Raw genomic sequence first — 18084 nt, 5'->3', positions numbered from 1 at the left:
GGCTATGTCAGGCACGCGCGCGTGCAGAGGTTAGGTTGGGGTCCGGGCAGAGGGAGGTTCACGAGCAGGTGGAGCGCAGGACGATCGGCGCGGGGGCGCTCGCGATGGGGGCCGTCGGACTCGGGTGCATGCCGATGAGCTGGGCGTACAGCGGGTCGCGGCAGCGGGGCGACGAATCGCTCAGGACCGTGCACCGGGCACTGGACCTGGGCTCGACCCTCCTGGACACGGCGGACATGTACGGGCCGTTCACCAATGAGCTGCTGCTGGGCCGGGTGCTGAAGGAGCGGCGCGCGGAGGCCTTCGTGTCCACGAAGGTGGGGCTGCTGGTGGGCGAGCAGCACATCGTGGCCAACGGCCGCCCCGGGTATGTGAAGCGGGCCTGTGACGCCTCCCTGCGCCGCCTGCAGACGGACGTGATCGACCTCTACCAGTTGCACCGCGCCGATCCTGAGGTCCCCGTAGAGGAGACGTGGGGCGCGATGGCCGAGCTGGTGCGGGCCGGCAAGGTGCGGGCGCTGGGCCTGTGCGCGGTGGGCGCGCGTGGCGGCCGCCGCTCCGGGGTGGGGCTGTACGACGGAACGTTGCGCCAGTTGCAACGGGTGCAGCAGGTGTTCCCGGTCGCCGCGGTGGAGGCGGAACTGTCGGTGTGGTCGCCGGAGGCGCTCCAGGCGCTGCTGCCGTGGTGCCGGGCTCGGGGCGTGGGTTTCCTCGCGGCGATGCCGCTGGGCAACGGCTTCCTGACCGGCACGCTGACCCCGGGCGAGGGCTTCGAACCGGACGACCTGCGGGCCCGCCACCCCCGCTTCACGGCGGAGATGATGGCGGCCAACCAGCCGATCGTCGCGGGCCTGCGCCGCATCGCGCGCCGCCACGGCGAGCACGTCACCCCGGCCCAGGTGGCCCTGGCCTGGGTTCTGGCACAGGGCCGCCATGTGATCGCCCTGCCGGGCACCAAGCAGGAGCGATGGGCCGTGGAGAACGCGGCGGCCGGCGACCTGCGCCTGACCGAGGAGGACCTCGCGGAGGCGTCACGACTGCCGGCGGCTCAGGGGTCTTGGGAGTGATGGCGCGGGGGCGTGGGATGCCTCCGCGGGGGTCGGGGGGACTGACCACCCGGGGCGGTCGCATTGACGGTGCAGGGACCGTCGGGCTGACCACGTGGGGCGGTGGGCGTCCCGGCGCAGGGGCGACGGGAGCGCAGGCGCAGGAACCGTGGGTCTCAGGGGCGCGTGGGTCCTGGGACTGAGGGCGGGGGTCCTGGGACTGGAGCCAGGGGGCGTCGGACTGAGGGGCTAGGGCGCATCGGGCTGAGCGGCCAGGGAGCGTGGGGCCGAAGGCTTTCCGGGATCGGTTGTGCCGGGGCGGGAACCCGGGCGGGGTGGGCGGTGTATGAGAAGTAGCACCTGCCGCTGGATGACCGCCTCGAAGGGATCGTGATCGTGCAACGACGAGCTGTGTCGGCCTCGTTGGCCGTGTGGGCCGCGGCCGCCCTCCTGCTGACGGCCGGCTGCTCCTCCGACGGAGGAGGGCCCCCTGGCGGCCCCGGGAGGACGACCGCCACGAGTACGGCACCGGGCACGGCCCCCTCCGGCCACGCCACCGAGCCGGCACCGCCGGCCAAGGGCTCGGTGAAGGTGCTGCGCACAGTGGCCGACGGCCTGAAGACACCGTGGGGGCTGGCCCCGCTGCCCGGCGGCGGTCTGCTGGTCTCCTCCCGCGACGACGGCACGATCATCCGGATCGACGAGAAGACGGGCCGCAAGACCGAGCTGGGCGCGGTCTCCGGAGTCTCCCCGGCCGGCGAGGGCGGTCTGCTGGGCATCGCCCTCTCCCCCGACTACGCCTCGGACCACATGATCTACGCCTACTTCACCTCGGCCTCGGACAACCGCATCGTCCGCATGCTGTACGACGAGCGGAAGCCGCCCGGTGAGCAACTGGGCGCTCCGGACACGGTGTTCAAGGGCATACCCAAGGGCATCATCCACAACGGCGGCCGGATCGCGTTCGGCCGGGACGGCATGCTGTACGTGGGCACCGGCGAGAGCGGCGAGCGCGGCCTGGCCCAGGACAAGAAGTCCCTGGGTGGCAAGATCCTGCGCCTGACCCCGGAGGGCGAGCCGGCTCCGGGCAACCCCTTCCCCGACTCCCCGGTGTATTCCTACGGCCACCGCAACGTCCAGGGGCTGGCCTGGGACGACAGACAGCGCCTGTTCGCCTCGGAGTTCGGCCAGGACACCTGGGACGAACTGAACGCGATCAAGCCGGGCGCGAACTACGGCTGGCCGCAGGCCGAGGGCAGGTCCTCCGACGCCGCCTTCCAGAACCCGATAGCCCAGTGGCACACCGACGACGCCTCCCCGAGCGGCATCGCCTACGTCAAGGGCGTGATCTGGATGGCGGGCCTGAAGGGCCAACGCCTGTGGCGCATCCCGCTCCAGGGCACGGAGGCCTCGGCGCCACCGCAGGCCCTCCTCACCGGCGAGTACGGCCGGCTGCGCACGGTGGTCGCGGCGGGCGGCGACAAGGTGTGGCTGCTGACGAGCAACACGGACGGCCGGGGCCGACCGAAGAAGGGGGACGACCGGCTGCTGGAACTGGAGGTGAAGTAGCGCCCCCCGAACGGCTCACACCCCTTCGGTGCCCTCTTTCAGGCCCTCCTCCGGCTCCGTCTCGGCCGGCGGTGGATCCGGGAGTCGTATGACCGCCTTCCCGGAGGTCAGGTCTATCGGGCCCCTTCCGGGGTCGTTGTCGCCCACGTCCTCACGGGTCAGCTCCAAGCGGTTCTGTTCATCCCGGGTGTGTTTGCGGCCGGGTGCGAAGAGTTCCTCGAAGGCATTGAACACGGCCCCTCCCCCGCTTTCTCCCCCTTGCGGCTTTTCTTCAGCGTAGGTCTCATCCCGCCGTTCCGGCAGTGAGCGTCTCGGCCGGGAACAGCCCCAGCCGGTGTGCCATCGCCGCCGCCTCGCCCCGGCCGGAGACGCCGAGCTTGCTGAGGATGTTGGAGACGTGGACGCTCGCGGTCTTCGGGGAGATGAACAGCTCCTCGGCGATCTGGCGGTTGGTGCGGCCGGCCGAGACCAGGCGCAGGACGTCCCGCTCCCGGCTGGTGAGGCCGAGAGCCGCGGCCGGGTCGGTGGAGGCGAGGGCCTGCCGGGGTGCGCGGGTCAAGGTGAGGCGGGCGCGCTGGGCGAGCCGGGCGACGGTCTCGGCGAGAGAGCGGGCGTCGAGGTGAGCGGCGACGGCGGCGGCCAGCCGGAGCAGTTCCACCGCGCGGTCGCGTTCGTCGTCGCCGCCGTCGGCCAGGAGCGCTGCGGCGAGGCGGTGGCGGACCCGGGCGAGCTCGTAGGGGCGGTCCAGGCACTCGAAGGCGGTGACGACCGGCGACCAGTCGTCGGTGGTGTCCATGCCCTTCGCGCGGCGCAGTTCGGCACGGGCCCACTGGTCGTAGGCCTGCCAGAGGGGGGCGCCGGTGGTGAGATTCCGTATGGCTTCGCCGAGGCGGTCGAGGATCTCGGCGCGGCCGGGCTCGGCGGCGGACAGGGTGCGGGCCTCGGCCTCCACGGTGGCGGCGGCCCGCAGCAGCGGCCAGCCGTAGCGCTGGGTGCCGGGTGGGAATCCGGTGTCCAGGGCCCGGAGCAGTTCGGCGCGGGCGTCGGCGATACGGCCCTCCTCGGCGGCCACACCGAGGGCGACCCGGGCCAGGGGCAAAGAGAGCTGGGGCATCGGGTCGTGGGTGCCGTAGTGGGCGCGGGCCGCGGCGAGTTGGCGGCCCGCCTCGGCGAGGTCGCCGCGGGCGAGGGCCAGGTGTGCCAGGCGCAGGGCGCCCTGGCCACGGGGCTTGGCGCTGTGGCCGACCCGGGTGGCGTGGGTGGCGGTCTCGGCGGCCTCCGCCCAGTCGCCGAGCGAGTACAGCGCCTCGGACAGGTTGCCCCGTATCCAGGCCTCGGAGTCCAGCAGCCCGTGGGTGCGGGCGAAGGCGATGCCCTCGCGCAGGAGGGGCACGGCCTCCCGGTCGCGGCCGATGCCCTGCAGCTGGGAGGGAAGGTTCACATAGGCTCGGCCCGCGACATGGTGTACGCCCTCCGCGAGGGTGTCCCGCAGCACCTGCCGCATCTCCGCCAGGCCGGTCTCGGTGTCGCCCGCGTCCACCTTGAGGCAGCCGAGGGTGAGGCGGGCGTGGAGTTCGATCTCGCGGGCGCCGACCATGCGCGCGTACTCCACGGCCCGCTCGGCGGCGGCGAAGGCGTCGGGGCCGGGCCGGTGCAGCATGGACCAGTTGGCGGCGAGGGCCAGTACCTCGGCGTGCACCTCGGACGGCGGCAGGCCGCGCACCAGGTCCTGGGCGGTGGCCAGTTCCTGCCAGCCGTCGCCGCGGGCCTGGGCCTGGACCAGGCGGGAGCGCTGGATCCAGAACCAGGCGGCGCGCTGGGGGTCCCCCCTGCTCGGACGGTGTTGAGAGCCAGGGGGAGGATCCGGCTCGTCCTCCAGGAGGCGCAGGGCCCGCTTGGTGATCTTCAGCGCGCGTTCGCGTTCCCCGCCGAAGCGGCCCGCCACCGCCGCCTCGGCCATCAGGTCGAGATAGCGCAGGGGTGCGGTGGCCGGGTCGCAGCCGCACGGAGGGTAGACCTCGGTGTAGTCGACCGGGCGCAGGGCGGAGCGCACTTCCTCCGGAACGCCGTCCCACAGCTCCATCGCCCGCTCCAGGAGCATGAGTTGCTCGGTGTAGGCGTGCCGGCGGCGGGCCACGACGGAGGCGTCCAGGACGGCGGGCAGGGCCTTGGCGGCGTCATGGGCGTGGTACCAGTAGCTGGCCAGGCGCATCACGCGGGCGTCGGCCGGGACGAGCGTGGGATCGGCTTCCAGGGCTTCGGCGTAGCGGCGGTTGAGCCGGGAGCGTTCGCCGGGCAGCAGGTCGTCGGCGACGGCCTCGCGGACCAGGGAGTGCCGGAAGCGGTAGCCGTCGCCGGCCGCGGTGACGGTGAGGATGTTGGCGCCGACGGCGGCCCGCAGCGCTTCGATGAGGTCGTCCTCGCCGAGCTGGGCGACGGCGGCGATCAGCCGGTACTCCACGGTGGAGCCGCCCTCGGCGACCACCCGGGCGACCCGTTGGGCGCTCTCGGGCAGCGCCTCGACCCGGACCAGGAGCAGGTCGCGCAGCGAGTCGGTGAGGCCGGTGCAGCAGCCGTCGCAGGCGGCGACGGCGAGTTCCTCGACGAAGAAGGCGTTGCCGTCGGAGCGTTCGAAGATCTCGTCGACCTGCGCGGGGTCGGGTTCGGCGGCGAGGATGCCGGCGATCTGGCGGCCCACCTCCTCGCGGGTGAAGCGGGCTAGTTCGATGCGGCGGACGGTGCGCAGCCGGTCGAGTTCGGCGAGCAGGGGGCGCAGCGGATGGCGGCGGTGGATGTCGTCGGAGCGGTAGCTGGCGAGGACGAGGAGCTTGCCCGCGCGCAGGGTGCGGAAGAGGAAGGCGAGGAGGTGGCGGGTGGAGGCGTCGGCCCAGTGCAGGTCCTCCAGGACGAGCACGACCGGGTGCTCGGCGGCGACCCGCTCCAGCAGCCGGGCGGTGAGTTCGAACAGGCGGGCCATGCCCTGCTCGTCGTGGCGGCCGGCGCCGGCCTCGCCCAAGTCGGGCAGGAGGCGGGCCAGTTCCTCCTCCTGGCCCTGGGCGGCGGTGGCGAACTCCTCGGGCAGGGCGTCGCGCAGGGCGCGCAGCGCGGTGGAGAAAGGCGCGAACGGCAGCCCGTCGGCGCCGATCTCCACACAGCCGCCGATGGCGACGACCGCGTTCCGGCCGGCGGCCGTGGCGAACTCCTCGACGAGGCGGGTCTTGCCGACCCCGGCCTCGCCGCCGAGCAGCAGTGCCTGGGGCTCGCCGGCGCGGGCGCGGGCGAGCGCGTCGTTCAAGGTGTCCAGCTCGTCGGTGCGGCCGACGAACACGGGGCTGACGGACCTGGTCTCCACGGGCCCGAGCATCGCACGAGGTCCGGACGGCAGGGCAGCGGTTTTCCACAGGCCTGGTGCGATCGTCGTACTGACGGGCTGGGCGGTCGTGGTGACAGACGGAAGGGTCGTACGACTGGGGTGGGCAGTGGTACGGCCCTGGTCCGGAAGGCCCGGAGGGCGGCCGACCCCCGTACGGCCACCCTCCGTGCCGGCCCTGTCCGTCGGTCCGGTGTTCACGCGGTGCGCGGGATGCGGGGCCGGCGGCGCCGGTCGGTATGGGACTCGGCGGCCGCGCCGTCGTGGCCGGCGGAGCCCTCGCGGCGGGCCGCACGGCGGGCCCGGGCGACCTCGCGGGCCAGGCGCACCTGCTCGGCCTCGTGGATCAGCTGGGCGGAGCGCATCTTGTGGTACTCGATCTCGATCATGACGTGTCCTTCGAGGAGATCCGGTGTCGTGCGTCGCTTTCTGCGATGCCTCCACCTTCGTCTCCCAGGGGGGTGCGCCACATCGGGAGTGTTCCGCATCTTCGGGCGGCGTACGGGCCGCACGCGCGCGTAAGGGGCCTTAGGGAGTCCGTAAGGTGGTCTCGGATTCCCTAAGGCCCCTGGGACCTGCGGGTTCTCAGCCGGTCGAGGGCAGGGCGAGCAGGGCGTCGGAGTACTTCAGGACGGCCAGCAGCAGGCCGATGACGCCGAGCGAGACCCCGGCCCACGTGACCGACTTGATCCAGGGCGCCTGAGGGCGACCGGGGGCGCCGAAGGCGGGCCGGGCGAGTACGACCACGCCGGTGAGCAGCGCGGCCAGCGCGAACAGGCCGGCCCACAGGGCGGTGCTGTGCCAGGCGTTGCCGTAGACCGCCTTGATCTGGGTGGCGACGCTCGCGGTGGAGGAGGTCCGCAGCTGACCGACGAGCTGCTCACGGGCGCCCGCGATGGTGCCGATCCAGCCACCGCTGAGCGAGACGAAGCCCAGCGCGGCGGAGACGACGGCACCGGCGCCCTGTCCGACTCCGGAGGGCGCCTTGCCGCCGGCATCGCCGTCTTCGGCGCCCTCGGCCTCTTCAGCGAGCTCGGCCCCTTCGGCTTCCGAGGAGTCCTCGGCCTCCGCCCCACCGGCAGCCACGGCCGCGGACTCCGCGCCTTCGGGCTCGGCGGCCCCCCGCTCCCCGGCGGTCCCGGTGTTCTCCCTGGTCTCGTCGTCGCTGCGCACCTCGGTGCCGGCCGTCGTGCCGGCCTCGGCGCCTTCCTGTGTCTTCGTAGCCATGCCCGGCACCGTACGGACCCAGTCTGAGAGGCGCCTTAATGATCGTTGTGTGCGGTACGCGCGCGTGCCGCACGCCATTCCGGTGCGAGCACCGACCAGATCTCGGTGCTGGTGCGCACTCCCCGGTGCGGGTAGTTCTCGCGGAGGACGCCCTCGCGGCTCATGCCGAGCCGGCGGGCCACGTTGACGCTGGGCTCGTTGGCGGAGGACACCTGCCACTCCACGCGGTGCATGCCGCGCTCCTCGAAGGCCCAGTCCAGCAGCACCCGCATGCCCCGCGTGACCAGCCCGCGCCCGGCCGCCGCGGGCTCCAGCCAGCAGCCGGCCTCGCACACCCCGCTCGGGGTGTCCCACACCCGGAACAGCAGACCGCCGACCAGTTTCCCGTCCAGCCAGATGCCGTGCAGGCCGCCGGCGTCGGCGCCGCGCTTGTCGGCGTAGGACTTCAGGTACGCGCGGGCGGAGTCCAGGTCGGTGATCACGTCCGGCAGCCCGATGTGCCGGCCGATGAACTCCCGCCCCCGGTCGATGTTGGCGAGGACCTCCTCGGCGTGCCAGACCTCCAGGGGCCGCAGCTCGGCGCCGTCGTCACCCAGGGATATCGCGTACATCGCGCTGTTCTTCCTTCCGCAGTTCCTCCACCGAGACCTTGCCGAGCCTCTCATGCGCGGCGCCGCACTCGGGCGGCTCGATGCTGACGCGGGGCAGGCGGCGCTCCAGCGAGGCCGGCAGCCACCAGTTGGCGGCGCCGAGCAGATGCATCAGCGCGGGCACGAGGAGGGTACGCAGGACGAAGGCGTCCAGGGCGACGGCGGAGGCGAGCGCGATGCCGAACATGGCGATCACGCGGTCGCCGCTGAGGACGAAGGCGAGGAAGACCGAGATCATGATGATCGCGGCGGAGTTGATGACCCGGCTGGTCTCGGCGAGGCCCACCCGGACGGCGCGCCGGTTGTCGCCGGTCTCCAGCCACTCCTCGTACATCCGGCCGACCAGGAAGACCTGGTAGTCCATGGAGAGTCCGAAGAGGACGGAGACCATGATCACGGGGAGGAAGGGCTCGATGGGGCCGGCCCGGCCGAGGCCGAGGAGTTCGCTGCCCCAGCCCCACTGGAAGACGGCGACGACGATGCCGAACGCGGCGGCCACGGCGGCGATGTTCATCACGGCGGCCTTCAGCGGGATGCCGAGCGAGCGGAACGCGACGAGCAGCAGCAGACAGCCCAGCCCGATGACCGCGCCGACGAACAGCGGCAGTTTGCCGACGATCACGCTCGCGAAGTCGTCGTAGCCGGCGGTGACCCCGCCGACCTGGATGTCGAGGGCGGTGCCGGCCTCCGCGCGCGGCAGCGCCTTCGTGCGCAGCCGGGCCACGAGGTCGCTGGTGTCCTGGGACTGCGGTGCGGAGTCGGGGACGACGGTGAGGTAGGCGATGCCGCCGCCGGAGGTGTAGGTGGCCGGGGTGACGGAGGCGACGCCCCGGGTGGCGCGCAGGGTGGTGTCGAGGTTGTCCAGGGCCAGCTTGTCCGCGGCGCCGTCCACGCGCGTCACCAGGGTGAGCGGCCCGTTGACGCCCGGCCCGAAGCCGTCGGCGAGCAGGTCGTAGGCCTTGCGGGTGGTGGAGGTGCGCGGGTCGTTGCCCTGGTCGGAGGTGCCGAGGTGGAGGGAGAGGGTGGGCAGGGCGAGCAGGGCGACGACGGCGACGGCGAGCGAGCCGAGCAGCTTGGGATGGCGTTCGACGAACGCCGACCAGCGGGCGGCGAGACCGGTGGGCAGCTCCGGGCGCGGCCCGTGCTCGGCGAGCCGGCGCCGCTCGCGGCGGCTGAGGGCCCGGGGGCCGATGTACGACAGCAGGGCGGGCAGCAGGGTGACGGAGGCGGCGACGGTGAGCAGGACCGTCAACGAGGCGGCCACGGCGACCCCGTTGAGGAAGCTCAGCCGCAGTATCAGCATCCCCAACAGGGCGATGCACACCGTCGCACCCGCGAAGACGACCGCGCGTCCGGTGGTGGCCACGGCGTTCACGGCGGCCTCGGTGACGCTCAGGCCCTGTTTCAGTCCGCGCCGGTGTCTGGTCACGATGAACAGCGCGTAGTCGATGCCGACGCCGAGGCCGATGAGCATGCCGAGCATGGGCGCGAAGTCGGCGACCGTCATGGCGTGTCCGAGCAGCCCGATACCGGAGTAGGCGGTGCCGACGCCGACCAGGGCGGTGGCGATGGGCAGAGCCGAGGCGGCGAGCGAGCCGAAGGCGAGGAACAGCACGACGGCCGCGACGAGCACGCCGACCACCTCGGCGGTGTGCTCGCGCGGGGACGCGGTGAGGCCTATCGCGCTGCCGCCCAGTTCCACCTGGAGCCCGTCGCCCTCGGCGGCCTTGGCGGTGTTCACCACGGCCTGCGCCTCGGCCTTGCCGATGTGCTCGGCCTCCCGCGTGAAGGTGACGGTGGCGTAGGCGGTATGTCCGTCGTCGCTGATCCGGTGCGCGCCCTGGCGGCCGTACGGGCTGGTCACGGAGGCCACGCCGGGCAGCGAGGCGATCCGGTCCAGGGTGCGGGTCATGGTCTGCTCGACGTCGGCGGCGCGGACGGTGCCGCTGCCGGTGTGCCAGACGACGGTGTCGCTGTCCCCGCCCAGGCCCGGGAAGCCCTCCTTGAGCAGCTCCGCGGCGCGGCCGGCCTCGGTGCCGGGAACGTCGTAGGCGTTCGAGTACGACGAACCGGCCACGGCGCCGGCCGCGGTGACCCCGCCGAAGGCGAGGAGCCACAGCAGCACGGCGATCAGCCGATGCCGGACGCACCAACGGGCGAGGTCTGCCACGGACTTGCTCCCAGAAGATAATTTGTGGATCTTTGACCGGGAACGATCGTTCATAAACTGAACAGCCCGCAAAGAACGAATGAGCAATTGCAGACACTCTTGCAGGCAAAAATGATCGTTTGCCATGATCGTGGGCTTATTCACAGGAGTGGGAGGGGCATCACAGGACACTCCGGCGAACTCTGTCGCCCCGACCGGCACTTCGCGCAAAAACGTAAGGCCCCGGAAGGCGGCATGCCTTCCGGGGCCTTAACGGGACCTTACGGCCGTACGCGTATGAAGCCCGGGCCTCAGCCCTCGCTCACGCCCAGCTTCTCCAGGATCAGCTCCTTGACGCGGGCCGCGTCGGCCTGACCCCGGGTCGCCTTCATGACCGCGCCGACCAGGGCGCCGGCCGCGGCCACCTTGCCGCCGCGGATCTTGTCCGCGACGCCCGGGTTGCCGGCGATGGCCTCGTCGACGGCGGCGGTCAGCGCGCCCTCGTCGGAGACGACCTTCAGACCGCGCTTGTCGACGACCTCGTCCGGAGTGCCCTCGCCCGCGAGGACGCCCTCGATGACCTGGCGGGCCAGCTTGTCGTTCAGGTCACCCTTCGCGACCAGCTCGGTGACCCGGGCGACCTGCGCGGGCGTGATCGCCAGCTCGTCCAGCGCCTTGCCGGACTCGTTGGCGCTGCGCGCCAGTTCGCCCATCCACCACTTGCGGGCGGAGGCCGCGTCGGCACCGGCGTCGATCGTGGCGACGATCGGGTCCAGCGCTCCGGCGTTCAGGATCGCCTGCATGTCGGTGGCGGAGATGCCCCACTCGGCGAGCAGCCGGGTGCGGCGGACCAGCGGCAGCTCGGGCAGCGCCGCGCGGATCTCCTCGACCCACTCGCGCGTGGGCGCGACGGGCACGAGGTCGGGCTCCGGGAAGTACCGGTAGTCCTCGGCCTCCTCCTTCGTACGGCCGGAGGTGGTGCTGCCGGTGTCCTCGTGGAAGTGGCGGGTCTCCTGGACGATCGTGCCGCCGCCGGAGAGGACCGCGCCGTGGCGCATGACCTCGAAGCGGACCGCGCGCTCCACCGAACGCAGCGAGTTGACGTTCTTGGTCTCGCTGCGGGTGCCGAACTTGTCGGCGCCCTTGGGCATCAGCGACAGGTTGACGTCGCAGCGCATCTGGCCCATCTCCATGCGGGCCTCGGACACGCCGAGGGCACGGATGACCTCGCGCAGCTCACGGACGTACGCCTTGGCGACCTCGGGGGCGCGCTCGCCGGCGCCGACGATCGGCTTGGTGACGATCTCGATCAGCGGGATGCCGGCGCGGTTGTAGTCCAGCAGCGAGTGCTGCGCGCCGTGGATACGGCCGGTCGCGCCGCCCACGTGGGTGGACTTGCCGGTGTCCTCCTCCATGTGGGCGCGCTCGATCTCCACGCGGAAGGTCTCGCCGTCCTCCAGCTGCACGTCGAGGTAGCCGTTGAAGGCGATCGGCTCGTCGTACTGGGAGGTCTGGAAGTTCTTCGGCATGTCCGGATAGAAGTAGTTCTTCCGGGCGAAGCGGCACCACTCGGCGATCTCGCAGTTCAGCGCGAGACCGATCCTGATCGCCGACTCGACGCCGGTCGCGTTGACGACCGGGAGCGCGCCGGGCAGGCCGAGGCAGACGGGGCAGGTCTGGGTGTTCGGGTCGGCGCCGAGCGCCGTCGAACAGCCGCAGAACATCTTGGTCTTGGTGCCGAGTTCGACATGGACCTCGAGGCCCATGACGGGGTCGTACGACGCCAGCGCGTCCTCGTACGACACCAGGTCGGTCGTGGTGGTCACGGTGAAACTTCCCTCTCAGCCCAGCAGGACGTCGTCGTCGCCCAGCCGCTTCAGCTCGCGGTAGAGGATCGCGAGGCCGGTGACGATCGCGACGGCGGACACGGTGGCGTCGATCAGCCGCAGCGTGTCGCCCTCGGCACGGGCCTTCTTGATCTGCTTGGCGACACCGACCGCGCCGAACGCGGTGGTGCCCATGGACAGGTACGTACCGGACTTGGACTTCTTGAAGCCCTTGGCCTTGGACAGTGCGCTCACAGCGACGGAGCCTCCTCCAGCAGCGGGTGACCCCACTTTTCCACGAAGGCGGCCTCGACGGCGGCGCCCACCTTGTACAGCCGGTCGTCCTTCATCGCGGGGGCGATGATCTGCAGGCCCACCGGGAGGTTGTCCTCCGGGGCGAGACCGCAGGGCAGGGACATGGCCGCGTTGCCCGCCAGGTTGGTCGGGATGGTGCACAGGTCCGCGAGGTACATCGCCATCGGGTCGTCGGCACGCTCGCCGATCGCGAAGGCGGTGGTCGGGGTCGTCGGCGAGACGATGACGTCGACCTGCTCGAAGGCCTTCTCGAAGTCGCGCGTGATGAGCGTGCGGACCTTCTGCGCGGAGCCGTAGTACGCGTCGTAGTAGCCGCTCGACAGGGCGTACGTGCCGAGCATGATGCGGCGCTTGACCTCGGGTCCGAAGCCGGCCTCACGGGTGAGGGAGGTGACCTCCTCGGCCGAGTGGCTGCCGTCGTCGCCGGTCCGCAGGCCGTAGCGCAGGCCGTCGAAGCGGGCGAGGTTGGAGGAGCACTCGGACGGCGCGATCAGGTAGTACGCCGACAGCGCGAGGTCGAAGGACGGGCAGTCCAGCTCGACGATCTCGGCGCCGAGCTCCTTCAGCAGCTCGACCGACTCGTCGAAGCGCTGGATGACACCGGCCTGGTAGCCCTCGCCGCGGAACTGCTTGACCACGCCGACGCGCATGCCCTGGACGCTGCCGTTGCGGGCGGCCTCGACCACCGGCGGGACCGGGGCGTCGATGGAGGTGGAGTCCATCGGGTCGTGTCCGGCGATGACCTCGTGCAGCAGCGCCGCGTCCAGGACCGTACGGGCGCACGGGCCGCCCTGGTCGAGGGACGAGGAGAAGGCGACCATGCCGAAGCGGGACACCGCGCCGTACGTCGGCTTCACGCCGACCGTGCCGGTGACGGCGGCCGGCTGGCGGATGGAGCCGCCGGTGTCGGTGCCGATGGCTAGCGGGGCCTCGAAGGCGGCGAGGGCGGCGGAGGAGCCGCCGCCGGAGCCGCCGGGGATCTTGGTGAGGTCCCAGGGGTTGCCGGTCGGGCCGTAGGCGCTGTTCTCCGTCGAGGACCCCATGGCGAACTCGTCCATGTTGGTCTTGCCGAGGATGACGACGTCGGCGGCCTTCAGCCTCTTGGTGACGGTGGCGTCGTACGGCGGGATCCACCCTTCCAGGATCTTCGAGCCGACGGTCGTGGGTACGCCCTCGGTGGTGAAGATGTCCTTGAGCGCGAGCGGAACGCCGGCGAGGGGCCCGAGCTTCTCCCCTCGCGCCCGCTTCTCGTCCACGGCACGGGCCTGGGCGAGGGCGCCCGCGCGGTCGATGTGCAGGAAGGCGTGCACCTTCTCGTCGACGACCTCGATCCGGGCGAGGTGGGCCTCGGTGACCTCGACGGCCGTGAGCTCGCCCGAGGCGATCTTCTCGGCGATCTGCGCGGCGGTGAGCTTGATGATGTTGCTGTCCGTCATGGTGGTCACTCCTCCCCCAGGATCTGCGGCACCTTGAAACGCTGCTGCTCCTGGGCCGGGGCGCCGGAGAGCGCCTGCTCGGGGGTGAGCGAGGGACGGACCTCGTCCGCGCGCATGACGTTCGTCAGCGGGAGCGGGTGCGAGGTCGGCGGTACGTCTTGGTCGGCGACCTCGCTGACGCGGGCGACCGCGCCGATGATGTCGTCCAGCTGGCCTGCGAAGTGTTCGAGTTCTTCGGGCTTCAGCTCCAGACGCGCCAGCCGGGCGAGGTGGGCGACCTCCTCGCGCGTGATGCCAGGCATGCAGCGATCCTCTGGGGTGAGTGTGTGTGGTCTGAGCCCCAATCCTATGGGGCGGGGCCGGGTGGCCGTGAAACGGTTTCCCGGCCCCGTCGCTCACCGGCGCCGCCCGTCCCAGGCCTCGCTCTTCAGGAAGTGGTTGTCGTACAGATCCTGGACCTCGAGGATGCTCTCCGGGGTTGCCTCGCCGAGGCGGATGCGCTGGAGGTGACGGAAGTACTCGAAACGCTCCACGCCCGGCGTGATCACGATGAGCAGATCGGCGTCGGCTCCCGGTACGGCGGCGAAGGCGTGCGGCCGGCCGGGCGGGACGATGACGAGGTCGCCGCGCTCGGCGGTGACGACGTCCTCCCCGGAGAGGATCTCGGCCGCGCCGTCGAGCAGGAAGAACATCTCGGCGGAGTTGTCGTGCCAGTGCGGTTTGGCGCCGTCGGCGCCGGCCGTGAGGGTGACTCGCTGGGTGGACAGGGCGCCGCCGGTGGCGCTGCTGTCGGCCAGCAGACGGACGGTGGTGGGGACGCGCCCGACGACTTCGGCCTCGGCCTCGCGGACGATCACGGACTCTTCGAACTTCGGTACGAACAACGACATGGTCGTTCTCCCCCTGAGAGTGTCGGTCAGACCGCGAAGAGCAGTGCGGCACTGATGAGTACAACGATCGCGGTGGCGAGGTGGATCCCGAACGCGACCGCCTTCGTCCCGCCGTGGCGCAGGACTATCAGGGTGTCGACGAGCGGGACGAGTGCCACGCAGACCATGAACCACGCCTCGGCACGGGCACCGACGGCGGCCAGCAGGACCAGGCCCAGCACTCCGAAGGTGCCGTCCCTGAGGCCCTTGATCGACAGGTAGGCGCCGGCGTCGCCACGCGGATCGGCCGGAACGCCGTAACCGGCAGCGGCGGGAGCCGGCTGGAACCAGAACCGGTAGCCCAGGAACACGCAGAACAGGTCGAGCAGGACAGCCAGGGTGTACGCGGTGACGGTCATGACCCCTCCGGTTTTCTAGCATCGTTAGCGACAAGAGCGAAGCTAGCAGAGCATCGACAGATTGGCTAGCGTTGCTAGAATTTCGGATGACGATCCAGACGCGCCGGGAGCGCGAACGAGCGGAGCGTGAGCGGCTGATCGTGACGGCCGCACGGGAACTGGCCGAGGCGGAGGGCTGGGACACGGTGACCACGCGCCGGCTGGCCGCCGAGATCGAGTACAGCCAGCCGGTCCTCTACAGCCATTTCAAGGGCAAGGACGCGATCATGGCGGCGGTGGCGGTGCAGGGCTGCGCCGACCTGGCGGTCGAGCTGCGGCAGGCGCGGACGGCGGCACCGGGCACGTGGGAGGCGCTGACGGCGGTGGGGCAGACGTACACGTCCTTCGCCCGACGCCGGCCCGCCCTCTACGACGCGATGTTCACCCACCTGGTGGACCTGCCTTTCGCCACGGAGCAGGCCCCGGCCCCGCTGCGGGAGGCCTTCGGGGAGCTGATGGTCGTCGTCGAGCCGATCACGGCCGAAGGAGAGGACCCCGGCTTGCTGACGGAGACGTTCTGGGCGGCGCTGCACGGCTTGGCGACGCTGATGAGGAGCGGTCGGCTGCCGGAGGAGGCGCATGACCGCCGGCTGGCCCTGCTGATCGCCCACTTCACGGGCGACTGACGGCCCCGGGGAAGCAAAGGGTGCGATGAGGCGCCCCGTAAGGGGCACGGAGCTGTGTCGATATGCGGCTCCGCCGCGTGGACGCGAGCAACCCGCGACGACCCGCGCCCGCCGACGGCGACCAGCCCCCACTGCGAACGCCCGCCCTCCGGCCAAGCAGCACGGGCGGGTGGGAGAACTATTCGGCGGCCGGCAGGGCCGCCCGCGGCCGCTGCCACCCCCGGGTCCCCCGCGCCCGCAACCACGCCGTCGTCTCCTCGGGCGGCATCGCCGCAGCGACCAGCCACCCCTGCACGGCGTCACACCCGAGATCCCGCAACCGCTCCCAGGTCTCGTCGTCCTCGACCCCCTCGGCAACGACGAGCAACCCCAACGAATGCGCAAGATCCACGGTGCACCGCACGATCTCCGCATCCTCGGCGTCGACAGCCAGCCGAGCCACGAACGACCGGTCGATCTTCAGCTCGCTCACCGGCAGCCGCCGCAGATGCACCAGCGACGAATACCCGGTGCCGAAGTCGTCCAGCGACATCTTGACGCCGTGTCCGGTCAGACCCGCGAGGGTGTCGGCGGCCCGCTGCGGATCCTCCAGCAGCACATGCTCGGTGATCTCCAGCTGCAAGGCCCCCGCAGGGACCCCGTGCCGGGCCAGCCGCGCGGCGACCGACCCCGCGAAACCGGGCGTGTGGACGTCGCGCGGGGAGACGTTGACGGCGACCGGCACCCGCAGCCCCTGCGCGCGCCACTTGGCGACCTGCCCGAGCGCGGTCTCCAGGACGTACTCCGTCAGATGGGGCATCAACCCCGAGGACTCGGCGATCGCTATGAACTCGTCCGGCGGAACCTTCCCGCGCTCGGGGTGCACCCAGCGCACCAGCGCCTCCAGGCCGGCGACCTGTCCGTCGAAGCGGACCTTGGGCTGGTAGTGCAGCTGCACCTCGTGCGCGTCCAGCGCCCGGCGCAGGTCGCCCAGCAGACCGAGCCGGTCCGGGGTGTTGGAGTCCCGCTTGGACTCGTACACCTCGACGCCCGTACGGTCCCTCTTCGCCTGGTACATCGCCACATCGGCCCGCCGCAGCAGCCCTTCGGCGTCCAGCGCGTGGTCGGGGAAGACGGCCACACCGGCGCTGGCCTCCAGGACGAGGGTGAGCCCGTCGAGGTCCAGCGGGGAGCTGAGCGCGGCGACGAGGCCGCGGGCGACCCGCGTGGCCGAGGTCGTGGAGTCGGCGACGGGCAGTAACACGGCGAACTCGTCACCGCCGAGCCGCGCGGCCTCCGCCCCGCGCGGCAGGGCGAGCCGCAGCCGGTCGGCTATCTGGAGCAGCAGCCGGTCACCGGCGAGATGACCGAGGGTGTCGTTCACCGACCGGAAACGGTCGAGGTCGATCAGCATGAGGGCGGAACGGGCGCCGATGCGTTCGGCGTCGTCGAGGGCCGTCCAGATCCGCTCCAGCAGCCACTGCCGGTTGGGCAGCCCGGTGAGCGGGTCGCGCAGTTGCTCCTCGGCACGCGCGCGTGCCATCCACAGGGTGGAGTCCAGGGCGATGAGCGGGATGGCGAACAGCGGGAGCAGGACCGGCTGGGCGTCGGCGACGACACACAGCAGCGGTGCGATGCCGAGCAGTGCGACGGCGAGCAGGCCCTGTCTGACCAGAGCGGTACGGGCCACGGTGGGCACTCCGCCGGCGCGTGGGGCGTACAGGTACCACTGCAGGCCGCGGCTGACCGCGAGGTAGGTGGCGGCGGCGAGGACCGCCTCGGGAGCGGTGGCGAAGGTCCAGGTGTCCGGCCGCCAGGGCGTCTCGACGCTCGGGACGCGGCCGAACAGGCCGAGCAGCAGCGCGCCGGCGCCGATGCCGAGGATGTCCACCGCGCCGTGCAGTACGCCCTGCCGCCAGTGGTGGCGCCGGGCGATGCCGACCAGGACGACGACGGTGAGGCTGACCATGCCGGCCGGCACCCAGCCGTAGAGCAGCAGTACGGCGAGGGTGAGCGCGGCGCCGGAGCCGGTCCCCCGCCACCAGCGGGCGCGGCCCAGCATGACGAGGTGGCCGACGATCACACCGGTGAGCAGGGCCAGCGCCCAGCCGACGGTGCCGCTCGGGAAGAGGGCGTGGTGGCCGGAGAAGGCGCGGTAGAAGCCGGCGCCGAGGACGAACGCGGCGGCGGCCACGACGGCCGCCGGCAGGGTGGGCCAGGACAGGTGCCGTTCGGGGTCGGCGCCGGTCAGGACGGGGGCGGGCTCGATGGCCAGGGGTATCGGCGGGCGGGCGTCGGCGGCGGCGCCCGGTCCGGCCGCGCGGGCCCGGCCGCCGGTGCGTCCATGCCCCCGCCCCGTCCACCGGGTCGCCCGCCAGGTGCATGCGCGCCGGCGCAGACGCAGCCGTGAGTCCGGGGCGACGCTCTCGGTCGGTTCCATTCCCGTCCCTCTCACAGCCGGCGGTGCCCACGCCACGCGGCCCGATGTCCGACAGCCATCAGCAGCTCCGCGTTGAAGAAACCTTCCTCGCACGCCGGAAGCGCACGGGGATGCCCCAACCGCA

General features: G+C 72.0%; 16 protein-coding genes. 3 read left to right on the top strand and 13 right to left on the bottom strand.

The window, feature by feature from the left end; all coding sequences use genetic code 11:
• The first annotated feature begins 68 nt into the window (after positions 1-68).
• Together AB0M27_RS05895 and AB0M27_RS05890 are read left to right on the top strand one after the other, a co-directional pair.
• Complete coding sequence (locus AB0M27_RS05895; protein ID WP_365718366.1) at positions 69-1067, top strand: aldo/keto reductase; 999 nt, start codon at positions 69-71, stop codon at positions 1065-1067.
• A gap of 369 nt (positions 1068-1436) precedes the next feature.
• The gene (locus tag AB0M27_RS05890; RefSeq protein ID WP_365718364.1) at positions 1437-2615 is read left to right on the top strand and encodes a PQQ-dependent sugar dehydrogenase; all 1179 of its coding nucleotides are present in this window, start codon (positions 1437-1439) and stop codon (positions 2613-2615) included.
• A gap of 15 nt (positions 2616-2630) precedes the next feature.
• On the opposite strand, the gene AB0M27_RS05885 is transcribed toward AB0M27_RS05890, so the two are convergent.
• The 12 genes from AB0M27_RS05885 to AB0M27_RS05830 form a co-directional block, all read right to left on the bottom strand.
• Positions 2631-2849, bottom strand: coding sequence for a DUF6191 domain-containing protein (locus AB0M27_RS05885; protein ID WP_365718362.1), 219 nt, complete (start codon positions 2847-2849; stop codon positions 2631-2633).
• Positions 2850-2898: 49 nt separating this feature from the next.
• Positions 2899-5979 (bottom strand): AAA family ATPase, encoded by a 3081-nt coding sequence (locus AB0M27_RS05880; RefSeq protein ID WP_365718360.1) that lies wholly within the window; start codon positions 5977-5979, stop codon positions 2899-2901.
• 203 nt (positions 5980-6182) lie between these two features.
• Entirely contained in the window at positions 6183-6374 is a 192-nt protein-coding gene (locus AB0M27_RS05875; RefSeq protein WP_365718358.1) for a hypothetical protein, read from the bottom strand.
• A gap of 196 nt (positions 6375-6570) precedes the next feature.
• Entirely contained in the window at positions 6571-7212 is a 642-nt protein-coding gene (locus tag AB0M27_RS05870) for a hypothetical protein (RefSeq protein WP_365718356.1), read from the bottom strand.
• Between the two features lie 35 nt (positions 7213-7247).
• Positions 7248-7823, bottom strand: a complete 576-nt coding sequence (locus AB0M27_RS05865) for a GNAT family protein (RefSeq protein ID WP_365718354.1) — start codon at positions 7821-7823, stop codon at positions 7248-7250.
• Positions 7801-10032 (bottom strand): MMPL family transporter, encoded by a 2232-nt coding sequence (locus AB0M27_RS05860; RefSeq protein WP_365718352.1) that lies wholly within the window; start codon positions 10030-10032, stop codon positions 7801-7803. The genes AB0M27_RS05865 and AB0M27_RS05860 overlap by 23 nt, the downstream gene beginning before the upstream one ends.
• Positions 10033-10322: 290 nt before the next feature.
• Positions 10323-11837 carry an Asp-tRNA(Asn)/Glu-tRNA(Gln) amidotransferase subunit GatB gene (gene gatB, locus AB0M27_RS05855; protein WP_365718350.1) on the bottom strand — a complete coding sequence of 505 codons (1515 nt, stop codon included), beginning with the start codon at positions 11835-11837 and terminating at the stop codon, positions 10323-10325.
• 15 nt (positions 11838-11852) lie between these two features.
• Complete coding sequence (locus tag AB0M27_RS05850) at positions 11853-12092, bottom strand: hypothetical protein (protein WP_365718348.1); 240 nt, start codon at positions 12090-12092, stop codon at positions 11853-11855.
• Positions 12089-13588 carry an Asp-tRNA(Asn)/Glu-tRNA(Gln) amidotransferase subunit GatA gene (gatA, locus tag AB0M27_RS05845; protein ID WP_365718346.1) on the bottom strand — a complete coding sequence of 500 codons (1500 nt, stop codon included), beginning with the start codon at positions 13586-13588 and terminating at the stop codon, positions 12089-12091. The genes AB0M27_RS05850 and gatA overlap by 4 nt, the downstream gene beginning before the upstream one ends.
• Before the next feature lie 5 nt (positions 13589-13593).
• Positions 13594-13890: an Asp-tRNA(Asn)/Glu-tRNA(Gln) amidotransferase subunit GatC gene (gene gatC, locus AB0M27_RS05840; protein WP_070023066.1), complete on the bottom strand. Its 297-nt coding sequence runs from the start codon at positions 13888-13890 to the stop codon at positions 13594-13596.
• A gap of 93 nt (positions 13891-13983) precedes the next feature.
• On the bottom strand, positions 13984-14478 hold the full coding sequence (locus AB0M27_RS05835; protein ID WP_365718344.1) for a cupin domain-containing protein: 495 nt from the start codon (positions 14476-14478) through the stop codon (positions 13984-13986).
• Between the two features lie 26 nt (positions 14479-14504).
• A complete protein-coding gene (locus tag AB0M27_RS05830; RefSeq protein WP_365718342.1) occupies positions 14505-14876 on the bottom strand; it encodes a DUF4267 domain-containing protein in 372 nt (123 codons plus the stop codon).
• Positions 14877-14962: 86 nt separating this feature from the next.
• Between AB0M27_RS05830 and AB0M27_RS05825 the strand changes: the two genes are divergently transcribed.
• Positions 14963-15541, top strand: a complete 579-nt coding sequence (locus AB0M27_RS05825; protein WP_365718340.1) for a TetR/AcrR family transcriptional regulator — start codon at positions 14963-14965, stop codon at positions 15539-15541.
• A gap of 178 nt (positions 15542-15719) precedes the next feature.
• Here the strand turns inward: AB0M27_RS05825 and AB0M27_RS05820 are convergent, their stop codons facing one another.
• On the bottom strand, positions 15720-17960 hold the full coding sequence (locus AB0M27_RS05820; protein WP_365718338.1) for a bifunctional diguanylate cyclase/phosphodiesterase: 2241 nt from the start codon (positions 17958-17960) through the stop codon (positions 15720-15722).
• Positions 17961-18084: the final 124 nt, after the last annotated feature.

The sequence above is a fragment of the Streptomyces sp. NPDC052107 genome, from assembly GCF_040680215.1.
Taxonomy (GTDB): Bacteria; Actinomycetota; Actinomycetes; order Streptomycetales; family Streptomycetaceae; genus Streptomyces.
The sequence above is the reverse complement of the archived record's forward strand: the minus strand, read 5'-3'. Positions and strand labels throughout refer to the sequence as shown.